Raw genomic sequence first — 16899 nt, forward strand, 5'->3', positions numbered from 1 at the left:
CCAACATACCGGCACACCATTTATCTGATCGAACTTGACAGTCCGCCGAGGAGCTCCATCACCTTCTCGGCGAGCTGGATCGTTAGGGTGCCGGTGCCGCAGCTGGGGGTGACTATCGACTGTGCCAGGATATCGCTCTCGGCTATGCCCCGCTGCGACAGCTTTTTGACCACGGCGCCGAAATTCACTTTAACATCATCGGCGGTAGCCTTTTCAATCTTTTCCTTCAATGTGGGCACCACGCCCCAGGCGATGCATTTCCCGTTTTTCAGGTATTGGGGCAGATTCCGTGCATTGAGGAATTTATCCGCGATGATGTCGTCGGTGGCGTCGAAATTGATGATGTCCAGGTCAAGGTCCGGGTCCAGCAGATCATCCCAGTCGGCGTTGCCGCAGCAATGGGTGGCCGCAAGTCCGCCTTCTGCATGGATGCCCTGGATGATCTCCTTGAAGGCTCCTGAAATCAGGGTTTTATCGACGGAGTAGAACCCCGACCCGATGATTGAAAGCGAAGGCTCGTCAAAGGAGATAATCACTGTACCCAGGTGCTCTTTCAGCTTCCGCACCTGCCACCGGGCGTTCATGGTGCAGCTCTTCACTATGGCGTCGAAAAGATCCGGCTTGTACAGGGCGTACTTGCCATCGGTGAGGTCCGTCATGAGTCCCAGGGTCAGGGGACCGGTGGTCTCCCCCTTCAGGGCGATGGCTTCCGGCGCCCTGCCGCTCTTCACTGCGTCGACGAAGCATCCGAAGCCGGCCGAATGCTTCTCGTCCAGGCCGAAGTATTCCACGTCATCCTCGATGACCTTCGTGTAAAAGCGCTCAAGCTCTCCGGCGATGTCGCGGGACGTGTCGAATCCGAGCTTCCTGTTTTCCTCGTCAAGGTGCAGGCAGGGAAGGCTCCTGCTGAACTGGGCGTTCATGTCCTCGAAAAAGCCCCGCCGCGGCAGCTGGGGCCACGCCGGAATCCGTTTCAAGGTGTCGAATACGAGCCTGCACGCTTCAGCCGCTTCCCCATGGGGAAAGCTCCCGATAATTGTCGCAGCGCCGCCTGGTTTGAAATTCATCGCTATCACCATTCCCTAAAAAATGTGAGTCAATTAACAGCCATGAAAGCATTTTGTAAATAATTATTTATAAACTCCCATCCCTATGACCTGATCTCATAATATGACATAAAAAAACAGCCGTCACTTTAAAAATATTGACAAACAGATTATGTCGTTTTATTTGGAAAAAATTCAACGGCAGAATATCTCGTCTTCTCCGTGAATACCAGTCTGGCCTCAGGCTATTGTGAAAGGCTGGGATATAATATATAATTAACAATGCCCATCTTGCGATGGGCATTGTTTTTCTCATGTATCACCCCGTCAATCACCGTTGTTTCATCGGGTCGAAAATTCTATCTTACCGGTGTGCGCATGGACCTTCACCGCCGGCTGCAGGTAGTACCTGATCGTTTTCGCAGGATAATTTGTCCTCATAACGTAATACCAGTCCTTGTGCCTCGACAGGTGCAGGACCAGCGGCCTGTCTTTTCTGTACACATAGGTCCCGTGCTCCGGAAGATACGGAGCTGCCAGTCTGATCGCCTCGGCTGGCTGGATCGCAGCTTCCGGGATCGTTGCGGAATGATCTCTTATATAGACCGGCTCCGTGTAAAAAAAAGCAAAATAAATAAACACCCCTGCGATAATGGCCGCCACTGCGGCCGCAAGGGAGGCAATGACCTTAAAAAAAACCTTCATCTAGTTACGCGCCTTCCGCGGCCGCTGCGCCTGTCCGGGCTTCCTGTTCTTCTTGAACTCATCGATGAACTCCTTAGACGAAAGGTATTTATCGGCAAATGTCACTATATATGATTCCTTGTACCGGGGAGGCACCAGGGTCAAGGGCCACATGTGTTTCACGATAATGTCCTTCTCAATATCGTTGAGTTTGAAATATTTTTCAGCGTTGGCCAGGGCTATTCGTGGATGCTCGATGCCATGGTACTTGTCCCGGTGCAGGTCCGGCTCGTCGTGGTTCCGCCAGTCGTACAGAAAAAAATCATGGAGAAGGGCGCCCCGCGCCGCCGACCGGTAATCCAGCTTGAGGTACTTGCAGGCCCGGTACGTAAAGTAGGCGACGTCTCTCACGTGGGCGTAGATAGACGAATTATGATGAAAAAAACGCTTGAGCTTCATGAACTCTTCATGCCTGTAAATATCATTGATGATGTCGTAGAATTCCTTTTCGAAGGGTTTCCTCCCCTCTATATCCATCATGATCTTGGTCTGGATTGATTTCATAAACGTGCTGATCCTGTTTCGTATCTCATAATTGATTTTGGTATCGATATACCTGTCCAGGTTCGGGAACGCGGACCTGAGTCGCTTGAACGACTCGAAGATTTTCTCTATTTCAACATTGCTCAGATTGAAATATTCCGAATAGAGGAAAGCGATCTTTTTCCGGAACGATGTGATGGAAGAGACCGACATCACAACATCAACGGAGCTGTATACGAGAAAAACCGCCGCAGCGCTGCGCACCAGGGTATAATCGAGAGAGAGCACGGAGCTCACCACCAGGGGATTGACAAAGGTCGCAAACACAAAGGCGATAGCGGTCCAGAAAATGGAAAAGAGGAGGCATATCCTGCCGTGGAGATTAAAGGCGCTGTCGGAATAATCCCACAGCTTGAGCCTGAAAATCGTTTCAAACAGGTACCCGACGGCATATTCGACCACGGTCAGAACAACGCCGTACATCAGAACCTTGATGATGACATCCAGGGGCATCAGGAAGTATTCCAGGATGACAACAAAGGCGGCGCCGAATCCATATATCGGGATGAAGGGGCCGTACAGAAAGCCGGCATTGATGAATCTCTTCTGCGTCGCCGAGCGATAGATAACCTCTATGATCCATCCGATAAACGAATAGACCGCGAAGAGAATTACGCAATGATACAGAGTGATCCCGCTATACAGCGCGTCGAGGTGCATAGTTCCATGATCCGTCAAATAATAGTATTATAGCGACAGATAGATTTGGATAACATGATTGTTTTGTAATCCTATGGCACGGCCTGGTTACATTGTCCATGCATTTTTTATGAACTGTTTATAGGGTTTAATTACCGGGAGAAAATGTCATTATTAGACTCGTTTCATAACTTGTTTATTGGGGTATAAGGGGCGAAGCCCCTTAAAAAGCCCCCGCAGGGCTTTCCTGCGAGTGCGAGACGCCAGTTTCGCAAAAAGTCTATTTTGTATCTATCGCTGCTTATTGTTTTCTTAATTTTCCATTAATATACTGACCGGATTTTTCCGTATCGACCGTAACCCCGTCCTTGGCATAGAAGACCCAGTTCCCGCTGCGCCTGTCATTGACATAGTCGCCGTTCCCTTTTTTATTGCCGGTCGCATAATACTCGATGAAGCTTCCGCTCTTAACGCCCATGGCAAAGACACCTTCGTATTTAAGACGCCCGTTCCGGTAATACGCTTTCCAGGCGCCGTTTTTCTTCGGGTCATGGGCGAGACCGTTCATGATCCCTTCCCCCGTGAGGCGCCCCTGATTGTAGAGCCAGCAGGGACCGTCGATCATGCCGTTCTTCATCGTAACCTTTTTTGTTATCTTTTTATATTTGTCAAAATAAATCCAGAGGTCCCACTGAAGTCCGTTCCTGTATTCCCCTTCGGAATCGAGCCATCCCTCGGGCGAATAGGAGCGCCATTGCCCCTCCATGAAACCGTCGATGTAATTGCCTTCCATGTACTTGTTGCCGTTGTTATGATACAGCGTCCATTTGCCCGACTTCTTTCCATCGATACACTGGCCCGCCATCATCTTCTGGCCATTGGGATAATTCATGAAACAGTCGCCGTTCAGCCTGTCGTCCTTGAAAGTTTCATGGTTTTTCAGGGTGCCGTCCTCGTAGTATTCCAGGGAAAGGCCCTCCCGTTTTCCCTCACGGTATTCCTCTTCTTTAAGAACCGTGCCGCTCTCGGCATAGATTTTTTTCTTCCCGTGGATTTTTCCTCCTGTCAAGGGCGTTTCGGATTTAATCTTGCCGCTCGGATACAGTTCCTTGACCAGTTCCTGGGACGATGGCGTCATATTGCTGGGATCGGACTTTTCATCCGCGGATACGGCGACTCGTATCCATCTCCCGTACAGGCGGTCATTTCCGGCAACGCAGACAACCGCAAGCATCATTGCCAGCGCGACGATGCCTCTAAAAGATCTCATTCTGAATCCTCCGAAACGTGTAAACAGTCCATGTTAGAATATATACCAACCTAAATGACAAATCAAAGCATCAGATAAAAATAATGATAAATAAGTAAAGAAAAAATTTTCCGGCAATAATATTTAATCACTTGTTAAAATTTACATATTTGAGAGATCACCGGCTGAAACATGTCATTGCCTTTTATTTATGTCACACGGAATCAGGGCGCCATCGATGGAAGGCATGCAAAAATAATTTGACACCTGCATCGAAGTACCAAAGATGAACACCAGTCACGACCTTGATTATGAGTGTATCCCGAAACCCGGGACCCGCTCTTAATGAATAAAACACACGCGGGTGATACAATGGAAGAAGAAAGCACTCTGATAAAGATACGGAAAGACAAGCTTGCCGAAATACGGGACGAGTTGAAGATCAACCCCTTTCCGTACACCTATAATGTCACGCACCACTCCGCGGATATTTTCAAGAATTACGACGATCTTTCGTCGTCGGAAAAAGAGGTGAGCGCCGCCGGCCGCATCATGACCGTCCGGGAGATGGGCAAGGCCAGTTTCTGCACCATCCAGGACCGGGACGGCAGGATACAGCTATACGTCGCCATCAACGCCATCGGCGAGCCAAGCTACAAGCTCTTCAAAAAGCTTGACATCGGCGATATCATCGGCGTCACGGGCACGGTAAAGAAAACAAAAACCGGGGAGATCAGCATCTTCGCCACCTCGCTCACGCTCCTGTCGAAGAATATCCGTCCCCTCCCGGTGGTAAAGGAAAAGGACGGCGAGGTCTTTGACGCCTTCGCGGACAAGGAGCTGCGGTACCGCAACCGCCACGTCGACCTCATCGTGACGCCCGGGGTCAAAGACACCTTCATGAAGAGGATCGCCATCATCAGGCATATAAAGAAAATCCTCGACGGAAGGGGCTTCTACGAGGTGGAAACGCCGGTCCTCCAGCCCCTCTACGGCGGCGCCTCCGCGTCCCCCTTCACCTCGCGGCACAATGCCCTGGACATGAACCTCTACCTGCGCATATCCCTGGAGCCGTATCTGAAGCGCCTCATCGTGGGCGGCTTCGACCGCGTCTACGAGATAGGCAAGTGCTTCAGGAACGAGGGGATCGACCGGACCCACAACCCGGAATTCACCATGCTGGAGCTTTACCAGTCTTACGCCGACTTCACCGACATGATGGCCATCACCGAGGAGATCATTGGCGTGACCGCCGCCGCCATCACCGGCGGGACCACCATCACCTACGACGGGAAGGAGATTGACCTGAAAACGCCGTGGCGGAGGCTTAAGGTCGTCGACGCACTGAAGGAGTACGCGGGCCTCGACGTCATGGCCATGAGCGATGCCGACCTCGCCGCCGAGGTGAAAAAGTCCGGCGCCGAGATCAAGGGCGATTTCATCCGGGGCCTGGCCATCGACGAGCTCTTCAAGCAGCTGGTCGAGGACAAGCTCGTCCAGCCCGTGTTCATCACCCACCACCCGGTGGAAACCACGCCGCTGTGCAAGCCCGACTATGACGACGAGCGGTTCCTCCAGCGCTTTGAGCTCTTCATAAACGGCACCGAAATAGCCAACGCCTACAGCGAATCGAACGATCCGGTGTTCCAGCGCGCGACCCTGTACGAGCAATCCCTGCGCCGTTCCGTGGACGAGGAAGCCCCTCCCATGGACGAGAATTTCGTCCAGGCCATCGAAACGGGGATGCCCCCCACCGGGGGCCTCGGCATCGGCATCGACCGGGTGGTGATGCTTCTCACAGGCGAGACGTCGATACGCGACGTGCTCCTCTTTCCCACGATGCGGCCCCAGGATTAATTACGGGTAAATTTCAAGACCCCTGTCCGGGGCCTTTTGTGTTGCGGGGGTCTTTACGAGACCAATGGCAGGTGCCTATAATACTCTTTGTGTCGCCTCGGCCAGACCCGTGTGGGAGCAAAATCCTAGATAATCAAAAAGGACTTGGGCGGAAGCCATTAAAAGCTCCTTTAATGCCGATCCGGAAATCTGCCCTAACTGCGGCGCCGAAATGATCAGTTCCGCGATTTTTTCGTATAATACCGACGATGAATGGCCAATTACATATATTTGTTGACATATGTCCTTTTTTATAGCATTCTCAAATCATGTCAAAATCTGGAGGAAGCTTATTTTGAAAAATTTGAAAGCAACAACGTTTTCATTTATCTTTATCATAAGTTTTTTAACCTTATCCTTTGCCGGATGTGATATTTTTAAAAACAAATCTGATGAAAATTTTAAAAGAAATCAAAAAATCAATCTGCTAACTTCTCTCCTGACGTCAGCCCGAAATCTTGAGGGAACATGGAAAACAGCCATTCCAGTAACGATCTATACCAATGTGCCCTGTAGCAAATCTTGTAATGTCACATTCATAATCTATCCCGGTTTAGATAATAACCATCCAAATATCAATATAGAAATAGTTGGGACTTCTGCAGGTTGTTCATTTCCTTTAGATATATACGCGACGGGCACCATTAGTTCCACCAATCTCGTTGTAGAAAATATAGACTGGTCTTGGGGTGTCGGAAACTTTAATTTTACTACCGATATCCTTACCGGAACTCTCGATTGCACGATTGACTATGGGACTGAAGAACACTATTGGACAAATACCAATGAGCTCATTTTAATCAGACAGTGACGAGGTTTCCAATGCACGACAATAGGGTGGTTATGTGTCGCGGTAATGGTTCCCGAATATGTAATGGATCATAGAAGTTATCGAAGGCTCCTACCGGATCATTTATTATGGGCAACTCTAAAATTAGAATATTCAATATATCAACATTGAAAATTTTATTTTTACACTGAAAGTGCCCACAAGGGAACATCCAAATTTTATTTTTGAGGTTCTCTTATATAAAACCCGAACAAATTGATGTATTTTCGGTTCTTCACGGGGCAGAGAATGTTTTTGTGTGAGGATAATGCATAGCAGTCCCCGTCCCGCAGCTTACGATAAGTCGTCTTATGTGCGCCGAGGGCCGAGGGCAGCCTGCTTTTTTGCCGCCGCATTTTACATGCAGTTGTCGCAGTTCTTGCATTCAACGTTTTTCATGTCAAAATAATTGTGGATATAGTTCCTTCTGCATTCACGTGTCTTTACGTAGTTAAGCATTTCAATAAGCCGCTTTTTGTCGCGCTCCTGCTTTGACTTTATGTATTCATCCGAAATAATTTCATCCGGCAGGGGCAATATTAATTTCAGGTTCTGCGTTTCCGCGTTGCCTTCGGTGACATTATACATATCGAAAATGTTAAGCACGGTCTGAAGCCTGTGGTCAGCTTTATGCTTGAACACAAGCTTTTCCTGGAGATCCTCGTAAGAATACGCGTTGATCGTATCGCCCAGGGAATCGAGCAGGCGATATGTTTTCTTGATGAATCCGGCGTCGGGATTCTTCCATTCCAGGAAGCTGATCTGCACTTCAAGGTCATCCTGGCAGTACATGAGAATGCAGTCCGAGGGGCGGCCGTCGCGGCCGGCCCTGCCAATCTCCTGGTAATACGATTCTATGGAATCGGGAATCTCGCCGTGGATTATCATTCTTATGTCGGGCCTGTCTATGCCCATGCCGAATGCGTTGGTCGCAAGTATGACAATATTGTCAGATGTCATAAATCTTTTATGTACTTTTCTCCTTTCAGGCGGATTGAGTTTTCCGTGATATATGGAATACCCATGGCCTTTACTGTCGAGAAACTCGGCGAAGCGTTCTATGCTTTTTATCAGGTTGAAATATACTATCTTGCTCCCCGGCTTTTCATTTATCAGCTTGTACATCTTTTCAAATTTTTCAGGTTCGTCGATAGCTTCAACAACATGGAGCGAAAGATTCGGCCTGCATATGCCCTCGTTGAATATTTTAATATCTTGCGCCGGAATGCCTGTCTTTTCTATAATGTCGTTCTGCACAATCAGCGTGGCTGTTGCGGTCAATGCTATTGTCGCCGGGTTGCCCAGCACATCCCTGATTTCTTTAACCTTTGAGTAGTCCGGCCTGAAATCATTGCCCCAGCGGCTTACACAATGAGCCTCGTCGATTGCCAGCAGCGATATTTTCCTGCTTCTAATTGTTGCGTTAAATTCCCTGTTCCTGAAACGCTCCGGAGCAACGAACAGTATTTTGTATTTGCCCTCCGCGATGTTTTTATACCGCGCCGTTCTTTCCGCCTTGCCCAGTGACGAGTTGATGTATGCTGCGTCAATGCCAAGCTCAAGCAGGCTGTCGACCTGGTCTTTCATCAGCGATATGAGCGGCGAGATTACGACCGTAAGCCCGTCCATGAGCAGGGCAGGCAGCTGGTAGCACAGCGACTTGCCCATGCCCGTGGGCATGAGCACAAGACAGTGCCTGCCCGACAGCACGTGCAGAATAATATCCTTCTGCGAAGCCCTGAAGCCGCCTTCGGCTTTGAATGTTTCGCGTAAAAGCGTGTGAATTTTCTGTTCAGCTGCACTAATATCCATAGTATAAATGACCGGTTTTGAGAGATTGCTGGATGAAAATTTATGCCATAAGATTATTATATTAATTTTATGCAAGAAATATAAATGCAAAACATGTGAATGTTTACAGGATATTCCGGTTTTCAGGCAGGCGATGTTTCATGCTTTTTTTGAATCAGCTTAATCAGTAGACCCGGCGGGCAGGTCGACCATCCTGCGCCTGCCCACCGTGAACCCGCTGCTCGTAAAGCAACATCAATGGAGAAGGCCCTAGCTTCGCTTGTATTTTCCCATGAGCTGGCCCTGGGCCAGCACATGGCCCTCCATGGCCCTGAGGAGCTCGCTCTTGGCCGCTCCCTCCTTCAGGGCAAGGACCGTGTCAAGGGCATAGACCTTGAAAAAATACCGGTGCGTGCCCCCCGGGGGGCAGGGGCCGCCGTAGGGGAGCTTGCGGAAATCGTTGATCCCCTGCTTCGCGCCAGCGGGCATGGATGCCCCTTCTGCCAGCTCCTTCACCGCCGCGGGTATGTTGAATACCACCCAGTGGACCCAGGTGCCGGCCGGAGCGTCCGGGTCATCGCAGATTAGGGCGATGGTTTTCGCCCCGGCCGGAACGCCGCTCCAGGCGATCAGCGGCGAGAGGTCCCGACCATCGCAGGTATACTTTCCGGGGATCATTCCCCCCTCCTTGAAAGCGGTGCTGGTAACAGTCAACGTACCCATAGCCTTACCTCCACGAACTTTAGAATAACCCTCTGTTCCGATATTTGATACCATGACAATGAAAAACAGCGAGAGAAATAGACAGACTGGTCTTTTAATCATAAGAAACCTCCTGGCAAGGAAGATTGTATATTGATGTCATATTCTTTGCCTCTCCATGGCCGGCCTGGAGGTCAGCGGTTATCTCTGTGCGGGATATTCTTGCTCAGCGGTTTATTTTCTGGTATTGAAGATATCCCGCGCCTCCCGCTCCGCCTCGGCCAGCACGCCGGGGCCGAAGGTGTTGAAGATGATCTTATCCATCTCGTTGCTGTAACACTTGCTCCGGCGACGGTCCGCCGACCCGGATATGACCAGCTCGATGCCGTGCCTGGTCTTCATGTAATCCCCCAGGAAGCGGCCGAATTCTCCGTCATAACGCTCCTCCCCGAACAGATACATCCGGTACGAGCCGCCCCTGGCGTCGACCCTGGCCCTCTTGATGGCCCTCAGGCACTGGTCCCTTGATTCATCATCCCCTGCCTCAGGCCGGGCGGCATCCCTCTTCGCGGCGGTGGTAACGCCTTTTTTCGCTGCGCATCCCGTGGCCGCGATGAAAAGTACGATAATTAAAGAGCTCACGATATATTTCATAGGATTATACTTCAAATGTACACCGGAGTAAAAAAATAGCAAGGAAATTTCAATTCCTGATTATGCTTGCAATTTAATCCCTCCCGGGATAGGGTATGTTATCGAAGCTGTGGCACAACTTCAGGAACGGCAACAATGGAACGAAGGCTATATACCCGGATACCCTTTAACATTGAAACGATCATTCGCTTCAACGACAGGCCCATCCAGGGGACCGTCCTCAATATCAGCCTCCATGGATTGTTCATCGATATCCCGGAGGCCCTGCCGGACAGGGCCCTGGTGGGCGTGGAAATCTCCATGGACAGCTCCGGTTCCCATAAAAGCCTGCTTCTGCCGGGGCTGGTGGTCCGCTCCGGATCGGGCGGCACCGCCGTCAAGCTCATGGAACTGGATCTAGAATCCTACACTGTTGTCCGGGACCTCATGATGGACCGGTCCATCACCCCGGAGGTCATCATGGACGAATTCTGCAGATTCATAGCCTGCGGCCAGGACCATTCCCTTTAAAAAAGTTGCTGTCCTCAAATCCCCCATCTGGGGGATTTGGGGGATCTTCTGATAGGGCCTTTCAAGCTATCCTATCAATCAACCCTGAGCCGCGAACCCTCCGAATGGGAGGTGAACTCCGGCGCGTACATGCACTGGATCGTTGTTATGCCTGCCGAGAAATCCCCCTTCAGACTCACCACCAGGGGATACTCGAACACGAAGGTCCCCTTGGGCAGGCGCTCCATGAAAAAGTGCGTGGCCGTGTCCTTGGTGCTCTCATAGTACCAGAGGCCGTCCTGGAAGCGGTGCCGGGACAATACGTTTTCCGGCTCCGTCCCTGCCGCGCGGAGGTCCTTCATGTGCACGTAATCCATGTCCCGGTCGGACCTGAGAATTATGCGCACCCTCACCTTGTCCCCCGGCTTGAGCTTCCTGTTCCCCGTCAGCTGCTCCAGCACCGGACCGCGGTCGGTGGAGGTGACAAGGAAAAACTTCTTCTCGAGCTTTAGCGGCGTTTCGTGGGGCGTGATCTTGTCCATCTGCTCGAAATACTGCCAGTAGAGCGCGCCCCAGGCGGGATTGCTGTTCGGGTTGACTACCTTCACGTTGCCCATTTCAGGCACAATCTCGTTCTTGTCCCAGCTGACCTTGAAGTATCCGGTCCCCGCCTCGGTGGCCGCGCCCATGGCGGCCGGGTCCACGGCACGGTCGTTGATCACTATCTGCGCCAGCGTGTCGTTCTTCAGCCAGTCCGATCCTCCCATGAGAAGGGCATAGCAGGCGTCGGTGGTGGCCTTGGTTGTGCTCCAGTGCTGGACCTGTTTCATCTTGACGAGCCAGGTACGCATGTCGTCGACAGCCGCGGCGTCCCGGGCCACTTCGCTGAAGGCCTCGATCAGGAGCGCCTGGGTTTCGATGGGCGCCTGGTACCACCAGTACCCTCCCACGTTTTCCTTCCAGTACATGCCCATCTCATCATTCTGTATGGCATGTTCCCTGAGGGACTCCATGATCTCCTGCGCCGGCTTTGCCTCGCCGAAGCGATGCAGGGCGATGGCCGCCAGGCCCTTGCCGTAGGGCCCTTCCTGGGGCCAGTATTTCACCGCCTGGCCCTTCCAGTAATCGAAGGCTTCTTTGCACTGCTGGGGCATGGCCGTATCCATGAAAAAGCTCCGTGTATACAGGTAATGGTACTGGATATAGCCGATATTCTTCTGCTTGAGATTTATCTTGTACCGCACCAGGTAGTCGTAATCCCTCTTCATCTCCCTGTCGATGAAGGCCACCGCCTTTCCGGTCATAGCCGATATTTTTTCCTTTGACGCGCTTCCGACCCCCAGGACGTTGAGCTTGGCCAGGCCGGCCAGTATGTGCTGGGTGATATACCAGCTCTCGGGAAGGCCCGTGAACCAGGGCCATCCCCCGTTGGCCCCCTGCATCTGCCTGAGCTTTGAAAAGGCCCTGTCCAGCTCCCGGGCCATATGGTTCAGGTCGAAGAGGAGGGCGACTCGCTTCTTGTTCTGCTCCTCGTTTTTTCCGTTCAGGAGCCACGGCGTCTCCTGAAGTAAAACCGACTTCAGCTCCTCGTTCTTCTGCAGATTCGACAGGAGGGCGTCGCTGTTCTTCCACCGGTCGAAGACAGCCCTGACCTTGGGGCTGCTGTTGACGATATGGGACGCCAGGCTGTTGGAATAAAAGCGGCTGAACACCTGCTCCGAGCACTCGTGGGGGAACTCCATCAGGTAGGGCAGCGCCTGCACCGCGTACCAGACCGGATTGGACGTGAATTCCAGGGTGAGCCGGTAGTGGGACAGGGTGGTTGACTCTTTCGATTTGAGGAGCTTGGCGAAGGTGAAGTTTTTCGTCTGGTTCCCCCGCACCGGGAGCGGCATCGATTCCGTCACCATCATCCGGTTCGACAGGACCGGCAGGGTCGATTCCTCGCCGTCGCTGAAGCTCCCCGCCCGGGCAACGACCCGCCATGTCACGGCCTCCACCGATTCCGGCACTTTTACGCGCCAGGATACGGCCGTGTTTCCCTTTTCCGGCACGGAAAAATCCGACGGCCCGCCGTCATTGGAAAGCTCCCTGTCCAAAGGCTTCATGGTCGCCGCGTCAAAGAGCCGGAGTTCCGCCTTGCCGGCGAGCTTCCTGTCCGTCATGTTGGATATCTTCGTGCTTATGTAGACCGTGTCCCCTTCCCTGAGGAAGCGCGGCACGTTGGGCGTCACCATGAGCTCTTTCTGTGTCACCACCTCGTTGGTAAAAACGACTGATTTAAGGTCCCTGGTGTGGGCAAACCCGAGGATTTTCCACCTGGTCAGGGCCTCCGGCGCCGTAAAGGATATGATAACCTCGCCCTTTTCATTGGTCATCAGGTGGGGATAGAAAAAGGCCGTCTCATTGAGGTTTTTCCGTATCTGCACGGCTCCTTCTCCGGTCCCTTTTTTATTTTCGCCGCCGATGACACTCAGGCTCTGCTCCCCGGCCGGCGCCGGCGCAGGTTCGTCCTTGCGTTTCGCCTTCTGTGGAGCCGCCTCTTTTTTATCGGTAATCCCCTCTTCCATGGCGTCAGCGGAGGCGGAATAATCCATGTCTTTCTTCCCCCCGCCCTTGTAATACCGGTATCCCCTGCCCCTGCTGTAGAAATACACGCCGAAGAGGTTCAGGTAATCGTGATACCTGTTATAGGAAGGATAATACTCATTCCAGCCGTTGGCGGCCTGTCGCGACTGCTCAACGGCAAAGGTCGAATTGGAATGCCAGTATTCATAGGTATAAAAATAGGGATTCACGTTGAAAGACCAGTTATGGGGATAGAACGAATCGAGGGACGCGTCGTACATGGACGCGGCGATTTCGGCAGCGGCCATCTCCCCGCCGGGGCCTGTGATCTTTACGCGCCACTGCTCCTTTTCACCGGGATTCAGCCTGTTCCGGAAGGTCATGAACTCCGCCTTGAGCTCCTTGTTGGTCCAGGGCACCTGGATGGTCCCGTATCCGCTGTGGAGACGGTTGTCCCTGACCAGGGCATAGCGGTAATGGATGTTGCCCCGGTCCTCTTCCCTGATCGGAATGGCGACGCGTTTTTTATTACCGTCAAGCTTTATGATCCTCTGTTCCGGTTTCGAACCGTGGCGCAGGATATCGAAAAGTAGATAGGCATCGCGGGCGGCAGAGGCCACTAAAAAGACGCAATCGCTCCCTGGCTCCACGGAGGCATCCAGGGGCATTATCGAAACATATTCGTTCCTGGAAAAGGCCCCGTCCTTCGGCTTGAACAGGGTCACTTGCCGCTGGTACCGGATCCTTTCGCCGTAGGAGTCCCTGGTCTCGATCTCCACCAGGTAATTGCCGTCGGGCCAGGAATGCACGTCACCGGCGGTGACGATCTTTTCCTTCTCAGTGTTGAAAGGGGCGCTGAAATATTTTCTTTCTATGCCCCGTGCCTGGACATCATCCTCATTCTTGTAGATGTCATGGGGAAAGCTTTTAATATATTCATCCTTTGTCATGACAAAGCGGTCCGGCCGCTCCCACAGGCGGGGCCGGAGGAGTCGCTCAGGCTCACTCATCCGCGAAATGGTGAGAGTGCCCCGGGCCGGCACGAACTCCCCGCTGTAGTTGACGCTGGAGAGCTTAAGGGCAAGATTCTTCGATGAATCGATGACGCCGCGCAGGTCGGGGATATCGACGATAAGGGACGTATACCCGGCCCTTACGCCGGCGCCGGCTCCATGGGTCTCCCCGTTGATGTCGGTCACGTCCGCATGCACCTGGTAATAAAAGGCCGGCTGCTCCGAGCGGGGGATGCCCTTGTCAGGCTGTGCCTCGAAGGTGAGAGCGAATTCACCCTTGCCATCGGTCTTCATCTCCCCCCTCTGCATGACCGTTTCCTTGCCGTTGTACCGCCAGTAGTACCATCCCGACCAGCGGTACATGAACCAGACCTTCCTCACGATGGTATACTTCACCACCGCGTCGGAGAGGGGGGCCCCGGAATAGGAGCGGGCGAAGCCCTTGACGGTCACCTTCTCACCGAGGCGGTAATTCCCCTTGACCGGCTCGAAGGCCGCCTCGAACTTGGGCCTTTTGTACTCCTCGACCCTTATGACGGCGCTCCCTGACCCGTTCCGGATGGTCATCTGTCCCGTGAGGACACCGGACGGGGCGGTGAAGGCGCCGCTCACCGTGCCGTACCGGTTCGACCGGAGCTTCACCTGGCCGACCCGCTGGTTGTTGTAATCGTAGAGCTCCACCGTGGTGTCCTGGTCCGGCAGGATCGCGTAACGCCGGTCGGCGTCGAGCCGCAGCAGTATCCCCTTGAAATAAATCGTCTGGCCCGGCCGGTAGATCGAGCGGTCGGTGAAGAAATAACTCTGGTAATGGTTTCTCGCGCTTTCGCCGTAGGTGTAACTGTAAAATTCCGATGTCAGGCGGTCCCCGTTTTTCCGGAGGATAACGCTCAGGGTCCTGTAATAGCTGTCGCCGGTATCCAAGGGGAAGACCGCTGAGCCGTTCCTGTCCGTAACCAGTTTCGCCGCCACGGTGCTGACATATCTGCTTTTCGCATAGTCGTACTTCCGCTCCATTATGGTGACGTTGACATCCCCGAGGGGCATCCCCGTTGCCCGGTCGAACACGTTGAAAACCGCTCCCTCCTTTTTCGACACATGGTGGGTGAAGCTCAGGTTTGATACCGCCATGGCCATGAAGGCCGCCGCGTTTTTGTCGTACGAAAAGGTTCGGTCCGTTCCGGCCAGGACCGCATAATAACCTTCATCCAGGGGCGGCACCCTGATCTCCGCCGCATGGTCCCGGAGGTCGCCGTCGTCAGGAAGGGCCACTTCCCATTCCTGGAGGGCCTTCATCTTCCGGAGCCGGTCAAGCTTGACCTCGGTCCTGTCATAGTTGTCGTTGAGGTACTCGTAGTCATCCACGGTCAGCCGCAGGGCCCTGAGGTAGATACGGTTCAGGTTCTTATACTTCACCAGGGCCCGGGAGGGGCTCCGGGGCACATTGACCTTCTCCGTGAGGAGAGAAAGGCTCTTGTCGATCGCCGTCAGGGGCCTGCACAGGAGCGCTCCCTCCGATTCCGGGAAGCGGCGGACCACGTCCCCGGCTATTTCAACGGATTTCCTGATCGACCAGCGATGATCGGAGGGGTCTCCCTCCTTCCATTCCTGGCCCATGGCCCGGTACCACCGGGCGATCTCGTATGACACCAGGGCCGAGGAGGGATGGCCGGCGAGCCTCTTTTCAAGGGCCTCAAGGGATTTAAAATAAAGATAATCCTTGTCCGGGATGACCGACCTGTCGCGGACAAACTGGAGCCTTTTCAATTCCACGTCCGCCAGGGCCGCGGGGCCGCCGGGCAGGTCTTTCAGATGCAGCCGGGTCAGGTCCTGGAGGATGATCATCGCGTTGTAGCGGAGCGAGGTCGCATCCCGGGCCGTTATGGTCATGGCTGCGAACTCTTCAGCCGTCCCGAAATATCCGGCTGTATCGATTTCATAATCGTAGGCGGGCCTGGTGAGCTGGTTTTCATCGACCATGAAAAAATCAACGGCCCGGTGCGCGAGAAAATCGTACAGGGTGGGCCGGTACTCCCGGGGGGCGCTTCCACTGACCAGGATTGCGTCCATGAGGTCCAGGGGAATTCTTTTCAGATCATCGGGCCTCTCCAGGGCGCCGCGGTGCAGCTCGATGATGCGCCCCATGATCTTAGCGAGGCTCCAGGTGGAGACATCCCCATCCCTGGGGTTCGCCGTATCGGTCCGGCTGTAAAAGGTCCAGCGGTGGGCGGAAAAATAGTTCCAGTAGGCCTCGGCCATGATCGAGCGGAGGACCTGCTTCTCCGGGAATGACGACGATAAAGCCTCCTGCTCCAGCATGCGGAGGATATCCGGGTGCTCCTTTTCGCCGATGGCCATGAGGTACTTGACCCTGTGAATCTGGGCCTTGACGATCTGCGGAACATTGCGATCCTTTTTGGCGCGGCCGAGGATTTGTTCGACCTGCTCCAGGGCGGAGCGGGGCTTGCTCTTCCTGTCGAATTCAACGACAGCTTTCCAGTCCTCCGTATAGGGATTGAATTTCCCGGGAACGGTATATGATTCTCCAGCCGATATCCTGTTTTTAGCCAGGGAACTGCCCCCAGATATAGGGTCATAGAGCGGGACAAGGAGAGCCAGAGACAGGATGAGAGCGGCGCGTTTCAGGATCTTCATCGGGCACCTCGCGGGTGAAGGGTTTTAATTAATAGACTGGCGGCGGGGAAAAAAGTTCTAAGGAAAAACCGGGGCCGCCCTTAC

11 protein-coding genes are annotated in these 16899 nt (G+C 53.2%); 3 read left to right on the forward strand and 8 right to left on the reverse strand.

Translation table 11 applies throughout. The features are described from left to right. Window positions 1-20: 20 nt before the first annotated feature. The 4 genes from KA369_01575 to KA369_01590 form a co-directional block, all read right to left on the reverse strand. On the reverse strand, window positions 21-1067 hold the full coding sequence (locus KA369_01575) for a hypothetical protein (protein ID MBP7734639.1): 1047 nt from the start codon (window positions 1065-1067) through the stop codon (window positions 21-23). A 321-nt stretch (window positions 1068-1388) separates the two neighbouring features. Further along, window positions 1389-1751 (reverse strand): hypothetical protein, encoded by a 363-nt coding sequence (locus KA369_01580; GenBank protein ID MBP7734640.1) that lies wholly within the window; start codon window positions 1749-1751, stop codon window positions 1389-1391. After that, window positions 1752-2993 carry a hypothetical protein gene (locus KA369_01585; GenBank protein ID MBP7734641.1) on the reverse strand — a complete coding sequence of 414 codons (1242 nt, stop codon included), beginning with the start codon at window positions 2991-2993 and terminating at the stop codon, window positions 1752-1754. A gap of 280 nt (window positions 2994-3273) precedes the next feature. Then, window positions 3274-4242 (reverse strand): toxin-antitoxin system YwqK family antitoxin, encoded by a 969-nt coding sequence (locus tag KA369_01590; GenBank protein MBP7734642.1) that lies wholly within the window; start codon window positions 4240-4242, stop codon window positions 3274-3276. A 351-nt stretch (window positions 4243-4593) separates the two neighbouring features. On the opposite strand from KA369_01590, the gene lysS reads away from it, so the two are divergent. Both lysS and KA369_01600 read left to right on the forward strand, forming a co-directional pair. Next, window positions 4594-6078, forward strand: coding sequence for a lysine--tRNA ligase (gene lysS, locus KA369_01595; protein MBP7734643.1), 1485 nt, complete (start codon window positions 4594-4596; stop codon window positions 6076-6078). 334 nt (window positions 6079-6412) lie between these two features. Then, window positions 6413-6928: a hypothetical protein gene (locus KA369_01600; protein MBP7734644.1), complete on the forward strand. Its 516-nt coding sequence runs from the start codon at window positions 6413-6415 to the stop codon at window positions 6926-6928. 375 nt (window positions 6929-7303) lie between these two features. Here KA369_01600 and KA369_01605 read toward each other — a convergent pair whose 3' ends face one another. The 3 genes from KA369_01605 to KA369_01615 all read right to left on the reverse strand — a co-directional run bounded on the left by KA369_01605 (window position 7304) and on the right by KA369_01615 (window position 10093). Beyond that, a complete protein-coding gene (locus KA369_01605; protein MBP7734645.1) occupies window positions 7304-8758 on the reverse strand; it encodes an ATP-dependent DNA helicase RecQ in 1455 nt (484 codons plus the stop codon). A 249-nt stretch (window positions 8759-9007) separates the two neighbouring features. Beyond that, complete coding sequence (locus KA369_01610; protein MBP7734646.1) at window positions 9008-9514, reverse strand: YbhB/YbcL family Raf kinase inhibitor-like protein; 507 nt, start codon at window positions 9512-9514, stop codon at window positions 9008-9010. A gap of 159 nt (window positions 9515-9673) precedes the next feature. Further along, a complete protein-coding gene (locus KA369_01615; GenBank protein MBP7734647.1) occupies window positions 9674-10093 on the reverse strand; it encodes a hypothetical protein in 420 nt (139 codons plus the stop codon). 135 nt (window positions 10094-10228) lie between these two features. Between KA369_01615 and KA369_01620 the strand changes: the two genes are divergently transcribed. Continuing rightward, window positions 10229-10603, forward strand: a complete 375-nt coding sequence (locus KA369_01620) for a PilZ domain-containing protein (GenBank protein MBP7734648.1) — start codon at window positions 10229-10231, stop codon at window positions 10601-10603. Between the two features lie 74 nt (window positions 10604-10677). On the opposite strand, the gene KA369_01625 is transcribed toward KA369_01620, so the two are convergent. Further along, the gene (locus tag KA369_01625; protein ID MBP7734649.1) at window positions 10678-16815 is read right to left on the reverse strand and encodes a hypothetical protein; all 6138 of its coding nucleotides are present in this window, start codon (window positions 16813-16815) and stop codon (window positions 10678-10680) included. Between the last annotated feature and the right edge of the window lie 84 nt (window positions 16816-16899).

This window comes from Spirochaetota bacterium, from assembly GCA_017999915.1.
In the GTDB taxonomy this organism is placed as follows: Bacteria; Spirochaetota; UBA4802; order UBA4802; family UBA5550; genus RBG-16-49-21.